The organism is Allokutzneria multivorans (assembly GCF_039537405.1).
Lineage (GTDB): Bacteria > Actinomycetota > Actinomycetes > Mycobacteriales > Pseudonocardiaceae > Allokutzneria > Allokutzneria multivorans.
The window spans coordinates 1-18,016 of sequence record NZ_BAABAL010000023.1; the positions used below are offsets into that span (position 1 = coordinate 1).

Annotated in this window: 18 protein-coding genes; 12 read left to right on the plus strand and 6 right to left on the minus strand. The window is 70.2% G+C overall.

What is annotated here, in order from left to right; translation table 11 throughout:
* Nucleotides 1-57 precede the first annotated feature (57 nt).
* On the minus strand, nucleotides 58-432 hold the full coding sequence (locus tag ABD798_RS33785) for a hypothetical protein (protein WP_344884437.1): 375 nt from the start codon (nucleotides 430-432) through the stop codon (nucleotides 58-60).
* 320 nt (nucleotides 433-752) lie between these two features.
* Here ABD798_RS33785 and ABD798_RS33790 point away from each other — a divergent pair, with 320 nt between their 5' ends.
* A complete protein-coding gene (locus ABD798_RS33790; protein ID WP_344884440.1) occupies nucleotides 753-2,327 on the plus strand; it encodes an alpha/beta fold hydrolase in 1,575 nt (524 codons plus the stop codon).
* 26 nt (nucleotides 2,328-2,353) lie between these two features.
* Here ABD798_RS33790 and ABD798_RS33795 read toward each other — a convergent pair whose 3' ends face one another.
* On the minus strand, nucleotides 2,354-2,959 hold the full coding sequence (locus ABD798_RS33795) for a TetR/AcrR family transcriptional regulator (protein WP_344884443.1): 606 nt from the start codon (nucleotides 2,957-2,959) through the stop codon (nucleotides 2,354-2,356).
* 61 nt (nucleotides 2,960-3,020) lie between these two features.
* Here ABD798_RS33795 and ABD798_RS33800 point away from each other — a divergent pair, with 61 nt between their 5' ends.
* Entirely contained in the window at nucleotides 3,021-4,256 is a 1,236-nt protein-coding gene (locus tag ABD798_RS33800; RefSeq protein WP_344884446.1) for a macrolide family glycosyltransferase, read from the plus strand.
* Here the strand turns inward: ABD798_RS33800 and ABD798_RS33805 are convergent.
* Both ABD798_RS33805 and rnhA read right to left on the minus strand, forming a co-directional pair.
* Nucleotides 4,225-4,800 carry a DUF3558 family protein gene (locus ABD798_RS33805; protein ID WP_344884449.1) on the minus strand — a complete coding sequence of 192 codons (576 nt, stop codon included), beginning with the start codon at nucleotides 4,798-4,800 and terminating at the stop codon, nucleotides 4,225-4,227. The genes ABD798_RS33800 and ABD798_RS33805 overlap by 32 nt on opposite strands.
* A gap of 268 nt (nucleotides 4,801-5,068) precedes the next feature.
* Nucleotides 5,069-5,521 carry a ribonuclease HI gene (gene rnhA, locus ABD798_RS33810; RefSeq protein WP_344884452.1) on the minus strand — a complete coding sequence of 151 codons (453 nt, stop codon included), beginning with the start codon at nucleotides 5,519-5,521 and terminating at the stop codon, nucleotides 5,069-5,071.
* A 103-nt stretch (nucleotides 5,522-5,624) separates the two neighbouring features.
* Here rnhA and ABD798_RS33815 point away from each other — a divergent pair, with 103 nt between their 5' ends.
* A complete protein-coding gene (locus ABD798_RS33815) occupies nucleotides 5,625-6,080 on the plus strand; it encodes a hypothetical protein (RefSeq protein ID WP_344884455.1) in 456 nt (151 codons plus the stop codon).
* Between the two features lie 24 nt (nucleotides 6,081-6,104).
* Here ABD798_RS33815 and ABD798_RS33820 read toward each other — a convergent pair whose 3' ends face one another.
* A complete protein-coding gene (locus ABD798_RS33820) occupies nucleotides 6,105-6,620 on the minus strand; it encodes a CHRD domain-containing protein (RefSeq protein ID WP_344884458.1) in 516 nt (171 codons plus the stop codon).
* 391 nt (nucleotides 6,621-7,011) lie between these two features.
* On the minus strand, nucleotides 7,012-7,650 hold the full coding sequence (locus tag ABD798_RS33825; RefSeq protein WP_344884461.1) for a class I SAM-dependent methyltransferase: 639 nt from the start codon (nucleotides 7,648-7,650) through the stop codon (nucleotides 7,012-7,014).
* Between the two features lie 85 nt (nucleotides 7,651-7,735).
* Here ABD798_RS33825 and ABD798_RS33830 point away from each other — a divergent pair, with 85 nt between their 5' ends.
* The 9 genes from ABD798_RS33830 to ABD798_RS33870 all read left to right on the plus strand — a co-directional run bounded on the left by ABD798_RS33830 (nucleotide 7,736) and on the right by ABD798_RS33870 (nucleotide 18,010).
* Nucleotides 7,736-8,515 (plus strand): isocitrate lyase/PEP mutase family protein, encoded by a 780-nt coding sequence (locus ABD798_RS33830; RefSeq protein ID WP_344884464.1) that lies wholly within the window; start codon nucleotides 7,736-7,738, stop codon nucleotides 8,513-8,515.
* Between the two features lie 399 nt (nucleotides 8,516-8,914).
* Nucleotides 8,915-9,493 carry a response regulator transcription factor gene (locus tag ABD798_RS33835; RefSeq protein WP_344884467.1) on the plus strand — a complete coding sequence of 193 codons (579 nt, stop codon included), beginning with the start codon at nucleotides 8,915-8,917 and terminating at the stop codon, nucleotides 9,491-9,493.
* A gap of 266 nt (nucleotides 9,494-9,759) precedes the next feature.
* Nucleotides 9,760-10,674: an alpha/beta fold hydrolase gene (locus ABD798_RS33840; protein WP_344884470.1), complete on the plus strand. Its 915-nt coding sequence runs from the start codon at nucleotides 9,760-9,762 to the stop codon at nucleotides 10,672-10,674.
* 42 nt (nucleotides 10,675-10,716) lie between these two features.
* Nucleotides 10,717-12,639: a hypothetical protein gene (locus ABD798_RS33845; protein ID WP_344884473.1), complete on the plus strand. Its 1,923-nt coding sequence runs from the start codon at nucleotides 10,717-10,719 to the stop codon at nucleotides 12,637-12,639.
* Nucleotides 12,636-12,899: an acyl carrier protein gene (locus ABD798_RS33850; protein ID WP_344884476.1), complete on the plus strand. Its 264-nt coding sequence runs from the start codon at nucleotides 12,636-12,638 to the stop codon at nucleotides 12,897-12,899. Before ABD798_RS33845 ends, ABD798_RS33850 begins: the two co-directional genes overlap by 4 nt.
* Nucleotides 12,896-13,903, plus strand: coding sequence for a 3-oxoacyl-ACP synthase III family protein (locus ABD798_RS33855; RefSeq protein ID WP_344884479.1), 1,008 nt, complete (start codon nucleotides 12,896-12,898; stop codon nucleotides 13,901-13,903). The genes ABD798_RS33850 and ABD798_RS33855 overlap by 4 nt, the downstream gene beginning before the upstream one ends.
* Nucleotides 13,900-15,525: a fatty acid CoA ligase family protein gene (locus tag ABD798_RS33860; protein WP_344884482.1), complete on the plus strand. Its 1,626-nt coding sequence runs from the start codon at nucleotides 13,900-13,902 to the stop codon at nucleotides 15,523-15,525. Before ABD798_RS33855 ends, ABD798_RS33860 begins: the two co-directional genes overlap by 4 nt.
* Nucleotides 15,522-16,511: an NAD-dependent epimerase/dehydratase family protein gene (locus ABD798_RS33865; RefSeq protein WP_344884485.1), complete on the plus strand. Its 990-nt coding sequence runs from the start codon at nucleotides 15,522-15,524 to the stop codon at nucleotides 16,509-16,511. The genes ABD798_RS33860 and ABD798_RS33865 overlap by 4 nt, the downstream gene beginning before the upstream one ends.
* The gene (locus ABD798_RS33870) at nucleotides 16,508-18,010 is read left to right on the plus strand and encodes a PfaD family polyunsaturated fatty acid/polyketide biosynthesis protein (protein WP_344884488.1); all 1,503 of its coding nucleotides are present in this window, start codon (nucleotides 16,508-16,510) and stop codon (nucleotides 18,008-18,010) included. The genes ABD798_RS33865 and ABD798_RS33870 overlap by 4 nt, the downstream gene beginning before the upstream one ends.
* Nucleotides 18,011-18,016: the final 6 nt, after the last annotated feature.

Below are 18,016 nucleotides of genomic sequence, written 5' to 3' on the forward strand. Positions count from 1 at the left end.
ATTCCAAGATCATCCGATCACGTGTCGGACCGTTCGCAACGTCCCAGGCCAGTACAGCTAGTCGATGACGAACCAGGTGCCGTCGCGGTAGGAGAGCACGGCGTCGCCGAGGTCCCGTTCGCCGATCGTGACGCTCGCGCGGATGGCCTTCGCGGGGATGTCGACGTCGCCGTTCGCGCGCTGGCGCACCTGCTTGGCGTCGATGGTCGCGGTCTGCAACGCGGTCCGCTTGGCCGCGCCGAGCATCTGGAAGGTGATCGGGAAGGTCTGCCTACAGGTGCCGAAGCCCTTCGCCTCGGCCTTCTTCGCGCCCGGCCCCGCGACGTCGCACACCACGTCGAGGTCCTGGTTTCCCACGCCGTGCAAGTACTTCTCGAAGCGCTGGATCGCACCTTCGACGGTCTTCGGAGTGCCCGCCGCAGTGGTCGGCACCGGTGCCGCCGGGGACGAAGTGGTGGGTGAAGGAGCCGACGACGGCGAGGGAGGCGGTGGCGGCGGCGCGGGGGTCTCGTCCTGGCAACCCGTCAATGCGAGCGCCAGTCCAACAGCCGTCAGGAAGATCGCCGACCTCATCGTGCCCCCGTGTTCGTCGTGGTCCGCGCGGACTCTAGTACACGGCGGAGAACTCCATGCGCGTGCACGGAAATGGGCGGGGGTGATCTCAGGGTTGTCCCCGATTCGCCGCATTCACCAGGTCAATACGTTTGCGGGGAATCCGCCGCCACGGACAGTCGCACGACCACGGAGGACCCTTGACCCGCTCAGCACTCGCCGCGTCGGCGGTGGTGGCCCTCGCTGCCACACTGGTGGTGACGCCGACCGTGTCGGCCGCCCCAGCCGCGCCGGACTGGAAGCTCTGCAAGGACGTCGCCAACGGCTGGCCCGCCGAGGACGCGCGCACCGAGTGCGCCACCGTCGTGGTCCCGGTCGACCACGCCAAGCCCGACGGCCGCAAGATCGAGATCGCGATCAGCCGCGTGAAGGCGAGCGATCCCGCCGCGCGCAGGGGCGTCATGGTGCTCAACCCGGGCGGTCCCGGCGGCGCGGGAATCCGCATGCCGCAAGGAATCCTGAACAGCACGGTGAAGGACCTCGGGCGCACCCACGACCTGATCGGCTTCGACCCGCGTGGCGTCGGCTACAGCGACAAGGTGACCTGCCGGGAGCTGCCCGAGGACGTGGAGCAGCCGCCGCAGTCCTGGTCCGACAAGGAGAAGGCACGCTTCTACTCCGCGCGTGACGGCAGGGCGAACCGGCGCTGCGCCGAGACCGACCTGGAGTTCGCCCGCAACCTCACCACCGACGCGATCGCCCGCGACATCGACGTGATCCGCGCGGCGCTCGGCGAACAGAAGATCAACTACTACGGCGTGTCGTGGGGAACGGCGCTCGGCGCGCACTACCGCAGCCTCTTCGACGGCAACGTGGACCGGATGCTGCTCGACTCGGTGATGCTGGCCAACTTCGACCTCAACGAGATCGACAACACCACCGTCGCCGCCTACGAGAACCTGTACAACGACTTCGCCACCTGGGTTTCGCGCTACGACCGCGTCTACCACTTCGGCACCACCCACGGCGAGGTCTCCAAGGCGCTGTTCGACCTGCGCAGGCTGCTCACCGAGTCGCCCCGCGTCATCGGCAGCGGCGAATCGCGGATCACCATCGACGGCGACACGATCACCTCGCTGATGACCAGGAACCGCGCGTGGTGGTCCAGCGCCGCCGCCGAGCTGGTGAAGATCCGCGACAACGAGGTTCCCGAGGCCGCGCGCCAAGCCGCGACCGCCGCCGGAGCTCGTTCGGCCGCCCGTGGGCTCGCGAGCCCGCCCGAGGGTTTCAGTCGCTTCCTCAACGTGGCGGTCATCTGCAACGAGGCGCTGAGCACCCGCGACTTCGAGACCGCGTGGAACCACCGCATGGGCCGCCTTGCCAAGTACCCGGCGGCGGGGGAGAAGGCGTCCTTCGACGGCAAGTGCGCGAACTGGCCGCTGCCGGTGCAGCCGTGGCGGCTCAAGCCCGGCGCCAGCGCGTTGCAGCTGGTCGGCCACCTCTACGAGGGTGTGACCCCGATCGACTGGGCGGTGTCGATGCGCGGCAAGATCGGCGGCTCGCTGTTCACCATCGAGGACGACCGGCACGGCTCGCTGTCGCGACTTCCTTGCGGCGCAACGGGTCTGGAGTTCTTCGCCACCGGAAGGGCCAGTACCTCCTCCTGTCCGGGCGAGCCCATCCCCACGCCGGAGACCCCGGCGCCGACGTCGGGCGACAGCCTCACCGTCGAGCGCTCGCCGTACGACTCCGGCCGGGTGGCCACCTTCGGCTGATGTCCGGATCGGCGCGGCCTGCTCGTTCACCCGGGCAGGCCGCGCAGTCCTATCTCCACGCCGCGCCGCAGCGCCGCCCAGAACTCCTCCTCGGACTGGCCCAGCTCCAGGCTCTTGAGCGCCGCCCCCCGCGCTCCACCGCTCATCGCGCCGACCGCCGCGGCCGCGGCGATCTCGTCCAGGGTGTCCGGGAACGCGCGCAGGAGACCGTCGGCGATCTCCCGCTGCACCTCCTGGTCGAGCTGCAACGCCCGCCCGCGCAGCGCGGGCTCCGACATGATCAGCTTGGTGAACCGCGCCATGCTCTCGGGGTCGTGCCGCCCGATGCCCTCGGTCAGGTAGTCGCCGAGCATCGCGTCGTAGGCCCGCAGCAGCAGCTGTGCGGGGGTCTCGCCGGGCTGCCGGTCGGCCAGCACCTTCAGCGGGACGGGAGCCCTCGGCCCGGAGTCGGCGAAGAGGACGTCGTCCTTGCTGCGGAAGTGGTTGAAGAACGTCTTCGTGGCCACGTCCGCCTCGGCCGCGATCTGCGCGACGGTCGTCCCGTCGTAGCCCCGCTCGCTGAACAGCCGCAGCGCCGCGTCGGCGAGCTGCCGCCTGACCTCGCGCTTCTTGCGCTCCCGCCGGGACTCCACGGCGGCAAACTTACATCAGGTGTAAGTTTATAGCGAATGTAAGGTCGAGTGAGGAGGTCTGGTGAGCCGGATAGCCCTGACCGGGATGCCCGCCGCCGGTCACGTCAACCCCAGCGTCCCCCTTGTGCGTGAACTGGTCCGCCGGGGAGTCGAGGTCGTCTACTACAGCAGCGACGAGTTCCGCGACACGATCGAGCGCACCGGCGCGGAGTTCCGCCCGTATCCCCACGGCACGGTCTCCGCGCGCGCCATTGCCGACGCCACCACCTCCGGCGGGCCGCTGCGCGTGGTCTCGAAGCTGCTGCCCGCCGCACAAACCCTGGTGCCGTTCCTCGTCGAGGAGTTCCGTGCGCTGCGCCCGGACGCGGTCGCCTTCGACTCCAACGCTCTGTGGGGTTACATGGCCGCCGCGCGCGCCGGGCTGCCGAAGATCTCGCTGATGACCACGTTCATGTTGGGGGTCAAGGACTTCCGCTGCCTCACCGCCCGCGAGTGGTGGCACTCGATGGTGCCGATGCTCCCCGACATCCCCTCGGTGGTGGCGGCCAAGAGGCGGCTCGTCCGCGCGCTCGGCAAGGACATCTTCCCGCCCGCGCCGACCCTGCCGATCCGCGGTGACGTGACGCTCTTCCCGATCCCGCGCGAGCTCCAGCCACCCAATCCGCTGCTGGACGAGCGCTGCCACTTCGTCGGCCCCACCATCGATCCGGCCAACCGCGCTGGCGAGGTCGATCCCGAGCTGGCGGAGTTCCTCGACGGCCCGGAGCCGCTCGTGCTGGTGTCGCTCGGCACGCTGCACGCGGGCACCGATGCGTTCTTCCGCACCTGCTTCACCGCGCTCGCTGATGTGCCCGCGCGCTTCGTCCTCGCCGTCGGCCCGCACGCCGACCCGGGCACTCCTCCGCCGAACATGCTCGTGCGCGCGTCCGTTCCGCAGCTCGACGTGCTCGCGCGCGCCACGGCCTTCGTCACCCACGGCGGCATGAACAGCGCGCTGGAGGGGCTGTACTACGGAGTGCCGCTCGTCGTGCTCCCGCAACAGGTCGAGCAGCTGATCATCGCGCGGGCCGTGGCCGACAAGGGAGCGGCTTCGGTGTTGCGCCACAACCTCTCCGGCCGCGCCGTGCCGCCCGGCGAACTCCGCGCTGCCGTGGAACGCGTGCTCAGCGACGCGTCCCTCCGCGAGTCCGCGAAGGCGCTCTCCGCCGGAGTTCGCTCCGCAGGCGGCGCCACGGATGGAGCCGACGTCGTCCAGCAGTTCCTGATCACGGCAAATTCGGCTCGACCGCGTCAGTGACGCTCTTCGCCGCCGCACACGCTCCGTCAAGAGTGGCTCCGCTCGCGAAAACGTCAACACGCGACTTCTCGGACACCTCGACGGAGTAGGCGCACGATGTGCTCGACACTGCGGGCTTCATGACCTTCGCCGCACGGTCGGCGATTCTCACGTCGGAGATCTTCGAGTTCGGCCCGGGGACCAGTTCTGCGAGCGACTTGTCCTGATAGGTGTTCAACCGGATGAGCGTTCGGTCGGCGGTGCGCCACTGGCAACTGTTGCTGTCCAGGGCTTCCGGGCTGGTCAGGCGAAGCTTGGACACGTCTTCGGATTTCAGAAGAGAACACGGATCGACGCGGTCGACACCGGAGCCACCACCGTTGGTCGTGCTCGTCGCCGTAACCGCGTTGGCCGCGTCTCCGGGCACCTTGTGAGAACAGCTCACAACCAGCAGCCCAAGGGCCGCGACAAGAGGAACGAGAAGCGATTTCACAGCCATGATCACCCTGCGGATCTCGGTGAAGCCGCCAAGCGCGGCTTTATTCGGGCCGCATACTTCCAGCAATGAGCCGCATTCAGCCCGGTCTTCACTCGTCCGCGAAGTGGCCGTGTCTGGGCCGTGTCCTGTAGGTCATCAGGTTCGCCGGTCTTCAAGACCACCCAACCCCCACCCCCACCGCCACCGTCTCCAACGACAGCAAACCCCCGTAAGACCGCAGGGTTTGCGGCGGTTAACGATGATCAACAGAGGGGTTTGCCGGTCTTGAAGACACCCTAACCCCCGGCGACACCCGTGATCGGAGCGCGCAGCTCAACCGCTGACGGGACAGGGATTAGGAGTCGCGGGCCTCGGAGACGCCGAGCACCGCCAACCGGTCGGCGCGGTCGTTGTCGGGGTGGCCGGAGTGACCCTTCACCCAGTGCCACTCGACGTCGTGGTTGGACACCGCGGCGTCGAGTTCACGCCACAGGTCGGAGTTCTTCACCGGCTCGCGGGCGCTGGTCATCCAGCCGTTGCGCTTCCAGTTCGCCAGCCACGACAGGATGCCGTTGCGCACGTAGGTGCTGTCGGTGTAGATGTGCACCTGCGAGCGCCGGGTGAGGCATTCGAGCGCCTTGATCGGGGCGGTGAGTTCCATGCGGTTGTTGGTCGTCGGCCCAGCGTCCCCGCCGTGCAGCTCCCGCTCGTGCTCGCCGTAGCGCAGCACCGCTCCCCAACCGCCGGGGCCGGGATTCCCGCTGCACGCGCCGTCGGTGTAGATCTCGACGACCTGCTGTCCTCGCACGTTCGCGCCATCCGTCCGCCTCGACGTCGGCATCGAGGTCGGTCGAGCCTAACCGGGGCGCATCCCGGGACCGGTCCCCGGTGCGTACCCGCAGGATGAGGCCGTGGATGACGCGGTGGACCGGCTCGGTGAACTCCTCAGCACGCACCCGGTCGACAACCGCTATCACCTCGCGACGGGCGCGGTGGTCGTCTTCGGCTCGCTGCTGACCGTCGAACTGGGGATCACCGTTGTGGTGCTTGGGTTCTCGCTAGCGTCGATACCACTCGCACGGGTGCTCAGCGGTGGGCTCCGCGAGCGCTTCGACGTCCACGAGAACGGCCTGGTCCACCACCGCAGCGCCGGCCGCCGGAGCTGGACGTGGCGCGAGGTGGCCGTGCTGAGCGTGCGGTGGGACCCGCGTCGGCGCACGCTGCGCCGTTGTGTCGTCCGGTTCGACGACGGCACGCGCGTGGTGATCCACCGTGGCGCGGTGGACGGACCGTTGCTCGCGGGCACGCTGCTGGCTCAACGCCCCGATGCGGTGCCTGCCAAGAGAAAGGATTCTCGGGGTGGGTGAGCGGACAACCCACCCCGAGAACGATCACCGGCGCAGCTGGCCGCGAATGGCCCCGGCCGCGAACTCGCTGTTGTGCACGTTGACGTAGAAGCCGCTGGGGTTGCGGCGCAGTTCCTTGGCCAGGTCGCGGCTCACCTCGGCGCAGCTGTAGCTCCTGCCGCTGGTGGGAGCCTTGAAGTTGACGACGACCGGGCCGTTGGTACCGGCCGCGCCGCGGTGGATGTGCGCGGCGCTGGCGGGAGCGATGCGGCTCACCGAGATCGTGGCGCACACGCGGTCCGAGCCGATCCGGACCGACGCGCTGCCCCGTCCGTCCGCATCACCCGGTCCGGGGACCTCGGCCTTGCCGGTCAGGTACGCGGAGTGGGTGCGGCCGAGACCCAGGTCCAGACCGAGGTCCAGGTCCAGGTCGAGCCCGATGCCGATGCCGACGTCGATGTCGCTCCGCGCCTCGGACGCGCTCGCTGCGGGGGCGATGGCGACGAGGGCGAGGGCTGCCGCCGCCACGGACGTTCCGAGAACACGAGATGTGAAGCGCACGAGAACCTCCAGGAGAGCGTGGTGCTTCCTACACGAGGTCTTCGAGGGCGCACGGCACCCGGCTTGGTCCCCGGCCGGGTGAACTAGAACTTCTTGCGAGCAGGCCGAGCACCAACCACTCCGCGCCGAAACGACGCCAGCGCTGCTCGTGGTGCGGCTGCGGCCCAGCGGTCGGACAGTGTTGCCGCACAAGGCTTTCTAGGTCCTGTCCTGCACGTCATCGGGTTCGCCGGTCTTCAAGACCACCCAACCCCCGCCCCAGCCGTCTTCAACGACAGCAAACCCCTGCAAGGCAGCAGGGTTTGGGGCGGTTAGCGATGATCAGCAGTGGGGTTTGCTGGTCTTGAAGACACGGTCGGACGCAGGGGAGAGGCCGTCGGAGCGCACCACGCTACGGCCTTTGGGAAGGCTCCCGAGCCCAGAACAGCGAGTGCACGTCGCTGCTGCCCGGCAGGAAGTCCCGCACGTCGACCTGCTCGACGACCTCCAGCCCGGCGGTGTCGAGGTGCGCGCGGTAGGTCGCCGCGTCGGCCTGGCTCCACACCATCGGCGCGTCACTGCCCAGCCAGCCCTCCACGCGCGACTCCAGCGCCTCGCGGCCGGTCAACAGCAGCAGCCACCCGCCAGGCTTCAGCCACCGCGCGATCTTCCCGAGCAGCTCGCCCTGTTCGGACAACGGCAGGTGGAACAGCACGTAGAGGCACACCACGGCGTCGAAAGACGCGTCAGGGAACTCCGCTTCGGAGGCGTCGACGCGCACGAACGTGGCTTCGGGGACGAAGGACCGCGCTCGCCGGATCTGCTCCTCGCTGATGTCCACGCCGGTGACGCGGTGCCCGCCGCGCACCAGGTCGCGCGCGACGGGGACGCCGCAGCCGCACCCCACGTCCAGCACGGAGCCGCCGACCGGGATGCGCTCGCGCAGCGCGTCCAGCCACTCCGCGTACGGGCCGCTGTCGTCGTGCTGGCCCCGGTAGTGCTCCGAGACCGCGTCATAGCCTTGGCGCACAACGGCTTTCATATCGGACATGCCGCCGCACGCTACCCGTGTCACACATCGGCGCGCTGCTCCGTCCACCTGGTGAACACCTTCGCCTACCACTGAGGAGCACCGGGTGGACGCCGTAGAACTGGCCACGACCCTGCGCGAGCTGCACCACGCCGAGCAACCGCTGATCCTGCCGAACGTGTGGGACGCGTCGAGCGCGCGAGCCGCTGAGCAGGCGGGCTTCCCCGCGCTGGCCACGACGAGCATGGGCGTGGCGCTGTCGCTGGGCCACGCCGACCACGAGGCCGCCCCCGCCGACGAGATGTTCGCGGCCGTCGCGCGCATCGCCCGCGCGGTGTCGGTCCCGGTCACGGCGGACATCGAAGGGGGCTACGGCCTCCCGGCGGAGGAGGTCGTCGACCGCCTGCTCAGCGCGGGCGCGGTGGGCTGCAACCTCGAAGACAGCGACCACGGCGGCACCGGACTGGTGGACGGGGCCGCGCAGGCGGACCGGCTGGCGGCGGTGCGCGCGGCCGCGGAAGCGGCGGGTGTACCCATTGTGATCAACGCGAGGGTGGACTCGTTCCTGCCGCAGTTGGTGGTCCAGGACCGCGTCGGCGAGGCGCTGGAGCGGGGGCGCGCGTACGTCGCTGCCGGGGCGGATGCGGTCTTCCCCATCTTCGCCGCCGCCGAGACCGATGTTTTGGCCCTGGTTGAAGGGTTGGACGCCCCCGTGAACATCGCCTACGTTCCTCCATGGTCGAAGCTGCCCGCGACGCCCGGACTGGCCAGACTGGCCGAGCTGGGAGTGCGCAGGGTGAGCTTCGGGGGTGGTCTGCACGCCGCCGCCGAAGCCGCTTTGCGCGGTGTGCTCGCCACGATCCGTGACGGTCAGGACCCTTACTGAACCGCCACCCCAGACGTCGCCAACCGCCCCCACTCCGTCCCCCGACGCCTTCTCGCCGCCCGCGACCCCAGATCGCGAACCACCCCCAGGTGGGCGGCCGGGAGGTCGGGGGCGGTTGCCGGCCCCTCGTGGCCGCACGGCGATTCCTGTAATTCGCATGAAACTTCGCTAAATACGCGACGGTAATTCCCATTTGTCGTAGCCCAAGTGGCTGACAACCCCCGTTCGGGTCCTGTACTAAATAGCCTCGTGAACACCTGGGGATGGTTGTGCGAGGCGGCAAGTCCCTTGAACGTGTGACGCCCTCCGAAAGGGCGTCCCACCTGCGTGGGAGCGGCTGAGACAGCCGGACCACCCGCCACTGGGGGCGGGGGAGCTGGGGGAATTGTGGTTCAGGAAGTGCGGATTCGGCTGTTCAAGTTCAGCCCTGTCTTCGAGTTCGGTCTCGGTAAGCTGCTGGGTTCGGTCCCGGGCTTCCAGGTCATCGTCGATCGCGGTATCAGCAGGCCCGGTCACGTCGACGTCGTCTCCGCGACGAGCGCCGACGTCGGCACGGTGGTGCGCCTGTCCTCACGGGCGCGGGTGCTCGTGCTGACCGACTCACCGGACACCGAGCAGGCGCAGCGCTACTTCCTCGCGGGAGCGCTCGGCTGCGTGCACGCGTCGGCGCCGCTGCGCACGGTGGTGGAGGCCGTGCAACGGGTCGCGCGAGGACAGCGTTTCCTCGCAACGGATTTCGGCCTGCCCGCGGTCGCGGCGCCCGGCGGCAACGACGAGCTCTCGCCGAGGGAGACCGAGGTGCTCTCGCACATCGCCAACGGCAGGACGCACGATCAGATCGCCAGGACGATGGGGATCAGCAGGCACACCGTGGACACCTACGTGAAGCGGGTGCGCAAGAAGCTCAGCCTCGGCAACAAGGCGGAGCTGACCCGGGCGGCGATCTCCTCGCAGCTGGCGCTGAGCCGGGCCACCTGAGCCGGGCCGGCCGGGCGGTCGTCCACAAAGGACGGTTCGGACTGCGCGCGAGTATATGGCTTCGCCCATTGTCGTGTCAGTACACAATTCGAGCGTCGTGGGGCCATGAGGGTGAAGTAGGGGATTACGTCACTCGTTCAGCCTGATGGCCCCTTTGTCGTTCACCGGGCGCGTGCCAATGTGTGTCGGCGATCGTTCCGCCGACCGGGGAGTGGCTGCGCTGATGTCCCGTGTTCCGACCGTCGTTTCCTTCGGGTAGGCCGGAAGTGTCGCGATCCCGAAAAGGATTCGTTCCGGATTACGATTTCACCTCGCGGTGGTTCCAGCACGCCACCGCGCGGCAGCACTACCTCGACGAGGGCAGCGGTCCGCCGGTGCTGATGCTGCACGGCAACCCGAGCTGGAGCTTCTACTGGCGTCGGCTGGTCCGCGAACTGCGCACCGACCACCGGTGCGTCGTCCCCGACCACGTCGGCATGGGCCTGTCCGACAGCCCGGCCGAGCACGACTACGACTACACGCTGGCCTCGCGCGTGGAGGACCTCTGCGCGCTCACCGACGAGCTGATCCGCAACGGTGACGCCCCGGCGACCGGGTGGACGCTGATCGCGCACGACTGGGGCGGCCCGATCGGGATGGCGTGGGCCGCGCGCTACCCGGAGCGGGTGTCGCGCCTGGTCATGCTGAACACGGCGGCCTTCCCCAACCCCTTCGCCCGGTTCCCGCTGAGCCTGCGGCTGCCGCTCTGGGCGATCAAGAACACCAAGATCGCCGAGCACCTGTTCCTGCGGCACAACCTCTTCGCGCGGGGTGCGGCGCTGCTCGGCGTGACCGGCGGGATGTCCCGCGAGGTGCGCGCCGGGTACCTGCACCCCTACGGCAGCGCGCGGGAGCGGCTCGCCGTGCTGCGCTTCGTGCAGGACATCCCGCTGCGGCCCGGGGACCGGGCCTGGCTGGAGCTGCTCGCCGCCGAGTGCGGTGCGGCGCTGCTGGCCGACCGCCCGGCGTTCATCGGCTGGGGTGGCCGTGACCCCGTATTCCGTTCGGCATTCCTCGACGAATGGCGAAGACGTTTCCCGCGCGCGGTGTTCCGGGTCTACCCGAAGGCCGGTCACTACGTTCTGGAGGATCGGGCTCCCGAACTCCTGAAGGACATTCGCGATTTTCTCTCCGTTTCCTGAACGGCGGCGGATCGGTATTCCCCTACTCCGGGAGCGAGTGCTGTGAGTGAGACGCGTCTGGCGTGCGCCGGAATGGGCTACGCCATTGGGGCTTGCGGATCGGTCGCGGAGCTTGAACGAGCCCTGTACACGGGGAGCCCGGTCGAACTCGGCCGGAGCTGGCCCGTCGAGCGCGTCCTGGCGGAGGCGCTGCGCGACGCGGCGGTGTCCGAGCGGGACGAGCGCGTGGTCACCGTGCACGTCACCGACGGCCTGCCGGAAGCCCTGGACCGGGCGGCGCGGGAGCTGATCAACGCCGACGCCGACGTGGTGCTGGTCTGCGCCGAGCGGGACGGCGGCGCGGTCGCCCTCGCGCTGACCAAGCCCGGCAGGCCCGCGCCCAAGGTCTACGCAACCCTGACCGTGCCTGAACCCGCTGCTCAGGCCTGCTTGACGGATGTCGTCAAGCTCGCGCTCCGGCTGTACTTCCGCTACCTCCCGCCGGAGCCGGAGAACGGCGGCGCGAGCTGCCCGTGGCTGCGCGAGGCAGACGGACGCCCACTCCGGAGCACCGTCGGCGGGCTCAGCCTGACCGGTGCCACCACCCGCGACCAGACCACCGCGCTGGACTGGCACCACGCCACCGACGTGGTGCTGTTTCCCCTGTGCGGCAAGGACACCGGCGACTTGATGCGGGTGATCGCCGAGGCCAAGGAAGCGGTGGAGGCGGGGACCGAGCTCGCCGAGCTGGTCACCGACGATCCTGAAGCTCCGCTGCGCGCGGTGCTCTGCGCGCCGCCCACCTCGATCGTTCGGGAGCTGGACCGCGCCCTGGCCTCGCTGCCCCGCGCGCATGCCGAGGGAAAGGACTGGGCCAGCCCGAGCGGCAGCTTCTGCGCCGCGCGGCCGATCGGCCCGGACGGCCGCGTCGCGCTGGTCTACCCGGGGCTGTTCACGCTGTACCCCGGGCTGAGCCGCGAGCTGATGCGGCTGTTCCCGATGGTGCACGCCGACCTCGAAGCCATCGCCATCGCCACGGGCCGGGTCGGCTACCGCGACCTGACGCAGCGCCTGATGGGCACCGAGGACGAGGCGCGGCTGGAGCGCGAGCTGGTCAACGACCTCGGCGCGCTGTGCTCGATCGGCGTCGCGTTCACCACGGCGCACACCCGCCTGCTGCGCGCGCTGCTCGGCCGCCGGGACCTCGGCGCGCTCGGCTACAGCCTCGGCGAGGTCAGCATGATCGTCGCCGCGCGGGCCGACCTGGAGCGGACCTGGAAGATCGAGGACGCTGGCGCTCTGCCGCTGCTCGGCGGTGGTGTGGCGGCCTCGGAGCGCGTCGTGCGGGACAAGTGGCGCATCCCGGACTCCGAGACCGGACCGATCTGGGGCTCGCGCGTCGTGGTCGGCGACCCGGCGAAGGTGCTGGCGGCGGTGCGTGGGCGTGAGCGCGTCTTCCTCAGCCACGTGAACACCCCCGGCGAGGTCGTGCTGACCGGGGACCCGGCCGAGTGCGCCGCCGTGGCCGCCGAGCTGGGCCTGCCGAGCGTGCCGTCAGCGCACAGCCACATCTTCCACACCCCGCTGATGGACCCGCGCTACCTGGAAGGCGCCTTCGCCGCGGACGCCGCGCCAGACCCCGATGTCGAGCTGTTCAGCGCCTACGAGAACCGGCCGCTGCCCAGGGGAGCGGGCGACATCGGCGGTGCGATCGAGACGATGCTCAGCCGCCGGGTGGACTTCGCGAAGGTCGTGCGCGCGGCGTACGTGCAGGGCTACCGCTACTTCCTGGAGGTCGGCCCCGGCGGTGTGTGCACCCGCTGGATCGGCGACACCCTCGCGGGCCGCCCGCACGTCGCGGTCCCGCTCGAACGGCGCGGCGCTCCGGCCGTGAACACCGTCGCGGGCCTGCTCGCCCGGCTGGCCAGCCACGGCGTCGCGCTCGACCTGACCCCGTTCTCGCCCGTGCAGAAGGAGATGACGTGACACCAGTCGATCGTGCGGAAGTACTGACATACGTCCGCGAACGGATCGCCGAGCACCTGAACGTCGACATCGCCGACGTGCCGGAGGACGCGCCGGTCTACGCGCTGCCGGAGATCGACTCGCTCAAGGCGATGCGGGCGGTCACCGAGGTGGAGAAGCACTTCGGCGTCACCGCGCCGGTCGGCCAGATCATCGTGACGCGCACGGTCGGCGAGGTCGCGGACGTGCTGTGCGCGACGATCGAGGAGAGCCGCGCGTGAGGCACTCCAGGATCAGCCAGATCGCCGTGCACCTGCCGGAGTCCGGGCGCACCACCGAGGAGGTGGAGGCGCGCATCGCGGAGCTGAACCCGGGCTTCGAGCCACCGGAGGGGCTGATCGAGCGCTTCACCGGCGTGCGCTTCCGGCACATCGCGCCCGAGGACACCCAGGCCTCCGACCTCGCGGTCGCGGCGATCGAGAAGCTGTTCGCCGCGTGGGGCCACGGCATCGACGACGTGGACCTGCTGATCTTCGCCGCGGCCAGCACGGACGTGATCGAGCCCGCCACCGCGCACATCGTCTCCGACAAGCTCGGCGGATCGTGCCCGGTCTTCGACGTCAGCAACGCGTGCAGCAGCGTGTTCAACGCGATCGAGGTGGCGGACGCGCTGATCAAGGCCGGGCAGTACCGGCGGGTGCTCATCGCTTGCGGGGAAAGGGTTTCGCCGGGCGCGCGGTACCGGGGCATCGCCACCGTGGACGACTTCGTGCACGCCGGGGCCTCGCACACCGTGTCCGACGCGGGCGCGGCGCTGCTCGTGGAGGCCAGCGACGAGCCCGGCGTCATCGGCCACCACTCGATCGCCAACTCCAGCGCGTGGTCGGCGACCGTGGTCCCGCTGGTGCACGACAAGGCCGCCGACACGATGCGCGTGGAGTACCTCGGCGTGAAGACCCTGGAACTGGTGAAGGGGCTCGACGAGGTCGACATCGCGCCGCTGCTGGACGCGGTCGCCGGGTTCGGCCTGAAGATGGACGACTTCGCCGTCGTGTGCGTCCACCAGGCCGTGCTCGCCTACGTCGAGGTGATCTGCGAGCGAGCCGGGATCTCCTTCGACCGCACCGTGCTCACCCTCGCCGACCACGGCAACGTCGCGGCGGCCACGCTCCCGTTGCAGCTGGTCACGGCGGTGGAGAGCGGTCGGCTGAACCCCGGTGACAAGGTTCTGCTCGTCGGCCTGGCCAGTGGGCTCAGCCTCGGCGTGATGGCGATCCAGTGGTGAACCGGCACGCGCACGACTTCCTCGCCGCGTTCGAGGACACCGTGCGGCACCGTCCGGAGACCACTGCCGTGTGGTGGCCATCGGGCGGCGGCGCGTACTCGATGATGAGCTACGCCGAGCTGGGCGCGCTCGGCGAGGAGTACACGCGCGCGCTGTGGAACGCGGGGCTGCGCAAAGGAATGCGGGCCTGCGTGCTCGTCCCGCCGGGCCCCGAGCTGGGCGCGCTGTTCTTCGCGCTCGTGCGGATCGGCGTGGTGCCGGTGCTGATCGATCCGGGCATCGCGAAGACGGCACTGCGCGCCTGTGTCGCCGAAGCCGCGCCGGAGGCGTTCATCGGGGTTCCGCTCGCCCACGCGGCGCGCGTGGTGCTGGGTTGGGGACGATCCAGCGTGCGCATCGCGATCACCGTGGGGCGCAGGTGGTTCTGGGGTGGACCGACGCTGAAGTCCTTGTGCGCTCGGCAGGGGGAGGAGCCGCCGGAGTTCGTGCCGGACCCGGAGGCGTTGGCGGGCATCGCGTTCACCTCGGGCTCCACCGGGCCGCCAAAGGGCGTGGAGTTCCGGGGCCGCCACCTCGGCGCGCAGATGCGGCTCGCGGGGCAGGTGTTCCCGATCCCGGAGGGCATGGTCGGGATGTCCACGTTCCCGCCGTTCGCGCTGGCAGGGCCCGCGTTGGGGCTCAGCATGGTGGTGCCGGACATGGACCCCGTCCGCCCGGCGGAGGTCGATCCGGCGACGCTGATCGCCGAGATCGACCGCTTCGGCGTGCGGGGCATGTTCGGCTCGCCCGCGCTGCTCGACCGGCTCTCGCGGTACTGCGTGGACAACGACATCGTGCTGTCGACGGTGTCCGTGGTGACGTCAGCGGGCGCTTCGCTGGACCCTCGCATTGCCGAGCGAATGCGGAAGTGCTTGCCGCCCAACGCTCTCCTGTACTCCGGCTACGGCGCGACGGAGTGCTTGCCGGTGAGCGCGATCGAGAGCCGTGAACTGCTCGGCGAGGCCCGCGTCGCGAGCGAGAACGGCGCGGGCACCTGCGTCGGAACACCGTTGCCGGACAACGATGTTCGCATCATCCGCGTGGATGACGGGCCGATCGCGGAGTGGAGCGATGACCTCCTCGTGGAGTCGGGGGAGATCGGCGAGATCACCGTGGCCGGGCCGAGCGTCAGCGAGCGCTACCACAACCGGCCGGAGGCCACCGCGCTGCACAAGATCCGCGAAGGTGACCGCGTGGTGCACCGTGTCGGTGATCTCGGCTGGCTCGACGAGCAGGGCCGCCTGTGGTTCTGCGGAAGGAAGTCGCAGCGGGTCCGGGCCGCGCGCGGCGACCTCAACACCGAGCAGGTCGAGCCGATCGCCAACACCGTGCCCGGCGTCAGGCGCAGCGCGCTGGTCGGTGTCGGCCCTGCCGGGAAGCAGCGGCCCGTGGTGTGCGTGGAGACCGAGCGCGGCCTCAAGCAGGCCGACCGCGACCGCATCGTCGACGGGGTGTTGGCCCTGGTCGGCGATCGTGGCATCGAGAACGTGCTGTTCCACCGGAAGTTCCCGGTGGACGTGCGGCACAACGCGAAGATCGGCCGGGAGCGGCTGGCCCGGTGGGCGTCGAGGAGAGCGCGATGAAGATCCTGGTGACCGGCGGTGGAGGGTTCCTCGGCAAGGCGGTGTGCGCGCGACTGCTCGCCGCAGGGCACGAGGTCGCGTCCTTCTCCCGCAAGCACCACGAGGATCTCGACGTCGACCAGCTCCAGGGCGACCTGCGCGACTACGCCGCGATCAGCTCGGCCGTCGCGGGGCGGGACGCGATCGTCCACTGTGGAGCGAAAGCCGGTCAGTGGGGGGTGACGCACGAGTTCTACGGCATCAACGTGCTCGGCACCGACAACGTGATCAGGGCGTGCCGTGAGCACGGGGTGCGGCGGCTGGTGCACACGTCGAGCCCGAGCGTCGTCCACAACGGACAGGACCTGGACGGCGTCGACGAGAGCGCCCCGTACGCGAAGCACTTCACCGGCAACTACCCCAGGACCAAGGCCGAGGCGGAGAAGCGCGTGCTGGCCGCGAACTCCGCCGAGCTGGCCACGGTGGCGCTGCGCCCGCACCTCATCTGGGGGCCGGGCGACCCGCACTTCCTGCCTCGGATCATCGGCAGGGCCAGGGCCGGGCGGATGCGGCTGATCGGTCCGCCCGGCAAGCGGATCGACACCCTCTACATCGACAACGCCGCCGAGGCGCACCTGCTCGCGGTGCAGCGCCTGGAGCCCGGTTCGCCGATCGCGGGCCGCGCCTACTTCCTCACCCAGGACGACCCGCACACCACCGACGAGACGCTGAACGCGCTGCTCGCGGCGGCCGGTCTGCCCCCGGAGACGCGTCGCGTGCCGTTCGCGCTGGCCAAGGTCGCCGCCGCCGTGGTGGAGGGCGCCTACCGGCTCGCCTCCGCGCGCTCCGAGCCGCCGCTGACCCGGATGGTGGTCGAGCACGGCGGCACCGCGCACTGGTTCGACATCTCCGCCGCCCGCCGCGACCTGGGCTACCACCCGAAGGTCAGCACCGAGGAGGGCCTGCGCCGCCTGTCCGAGCACCTCGCCAGCCAGGAGCACGCATGATCGATCTCATCCACCGGGTGCGCGAGCCGCTGCACATCGTTCGAGGCGCCGACGGCGGCATCACGGTCGGCCAGGGCGAAACGCTCGGTCACCTGCCCGCGCTCTACCCGGAGTGGTTGGGCGAGCGCAGCTTCGGTGAAGCACACGGCGTCCGTTTCCCTTATGTGGCGGGGGAGATGGCCAACGGCATCGCGACGACGCGCATGGTGATCGCGATGGCCAGAGCCGACATGCTGGGCTTCTTCGGCGCCGGTGGGCTCGCACCGTCCACAGTGGAGTCCGCCGTCGACGAGCTGTGCCGCGAGCTGGCCGGGCGGGAGAACTGGGGCGTCAACCTGATCCACTCGCCGACCGAGCCCGGGATCGAGGAGGCCGTGGCCGATCTCCTGCTCCGGCGCGGTGTTCCCCGGATCTCCGCGTCGGCTTTCATGACGCTCACCCCGGCCGTCGTGCGGTGCGCCGTCTCCGGGCTGCGCCGCGAGACCAGTGGCTGGATCACCCGCCGCACCAACGTTTTCGCCAAGCTCTCCCGCCCCGAACTTGCCGAGCAGTTCCTCTCCCCAGCTCCTGAGCCGCTGCTGCGCGTACTGGTGGAGCGCGGCCACATCACCCCCGAAGAGGCTGAGCTGGCCCGTCATGTCCCGGTCGCCGAGGACGTCACCGTGGAGGCCGACAGCGGCGGTCACACCGACAACCGCCCGCTTTCCGCTTTGCTGCCGACGATCCTGGCCGTCCGCGACGAGCTGCGCGCGCGCTACGGCTACCACCGGCCCGTGCGCGTCGGCGCGGCGGGCGGGCTCGGCACTCCGGCGGCGGTCGCGGCGGCCTTCGCGCTCGGTGCCGCCTACGTGCTGACCGGCTCGGTGAACCAGGTCGCGGTTGAGGCGGGTGTCTCCGACGAGGCGAAGAAGCTGTTGGCGCAGGCCGACATCACCGATGTGGCGATGGCCCCCGCCGCCGACATGTTCGAACTCGGCGTGAAGCTCCAGGTCCTCAAGCGCGGCACCATGTTCGCCGCGCGAGCGAACCGGCTCTACCAGGTCTACCGCGACCACGACGGCATCGAGTCCGTCCCGCAGCCGCTGCTCGACCGCCTGGAGAAGGAGGTCCTGGGCGCTCCGGTCGCCGACATCTGGGTGCAGACCAAGCAGTTCTGGGCCGACCGCGACCCCGGCGAGCTGGAGAAGGCCGAGCGCGACCCCAAGCACCGCATGGCTCTCGTCTTCCGGTGGTACCTGGGCGGTTCGAGCCGCTGGGCGATCACCGGCGACCCCTCGCGGCGCAGCGACTACCAGCTGTGGTGCGGGCCCGCGATGGGCGCCTTCAACCGCTGGGTCGCGGGCAGTTTCCTCGCCGAGCCCGCCAACCGTTCCGTCGTGCCGATCGCGCTGAACCTGCTGGAGGGCGCCGCCGCGCTCACCCGCGCGCACCAGGCCCGCACGTACGGCGTCGCCGTTCCCGCCGAGGCGTTCGCCTTCCACCCCCGCCCGCTGAGTTGAGGGAGT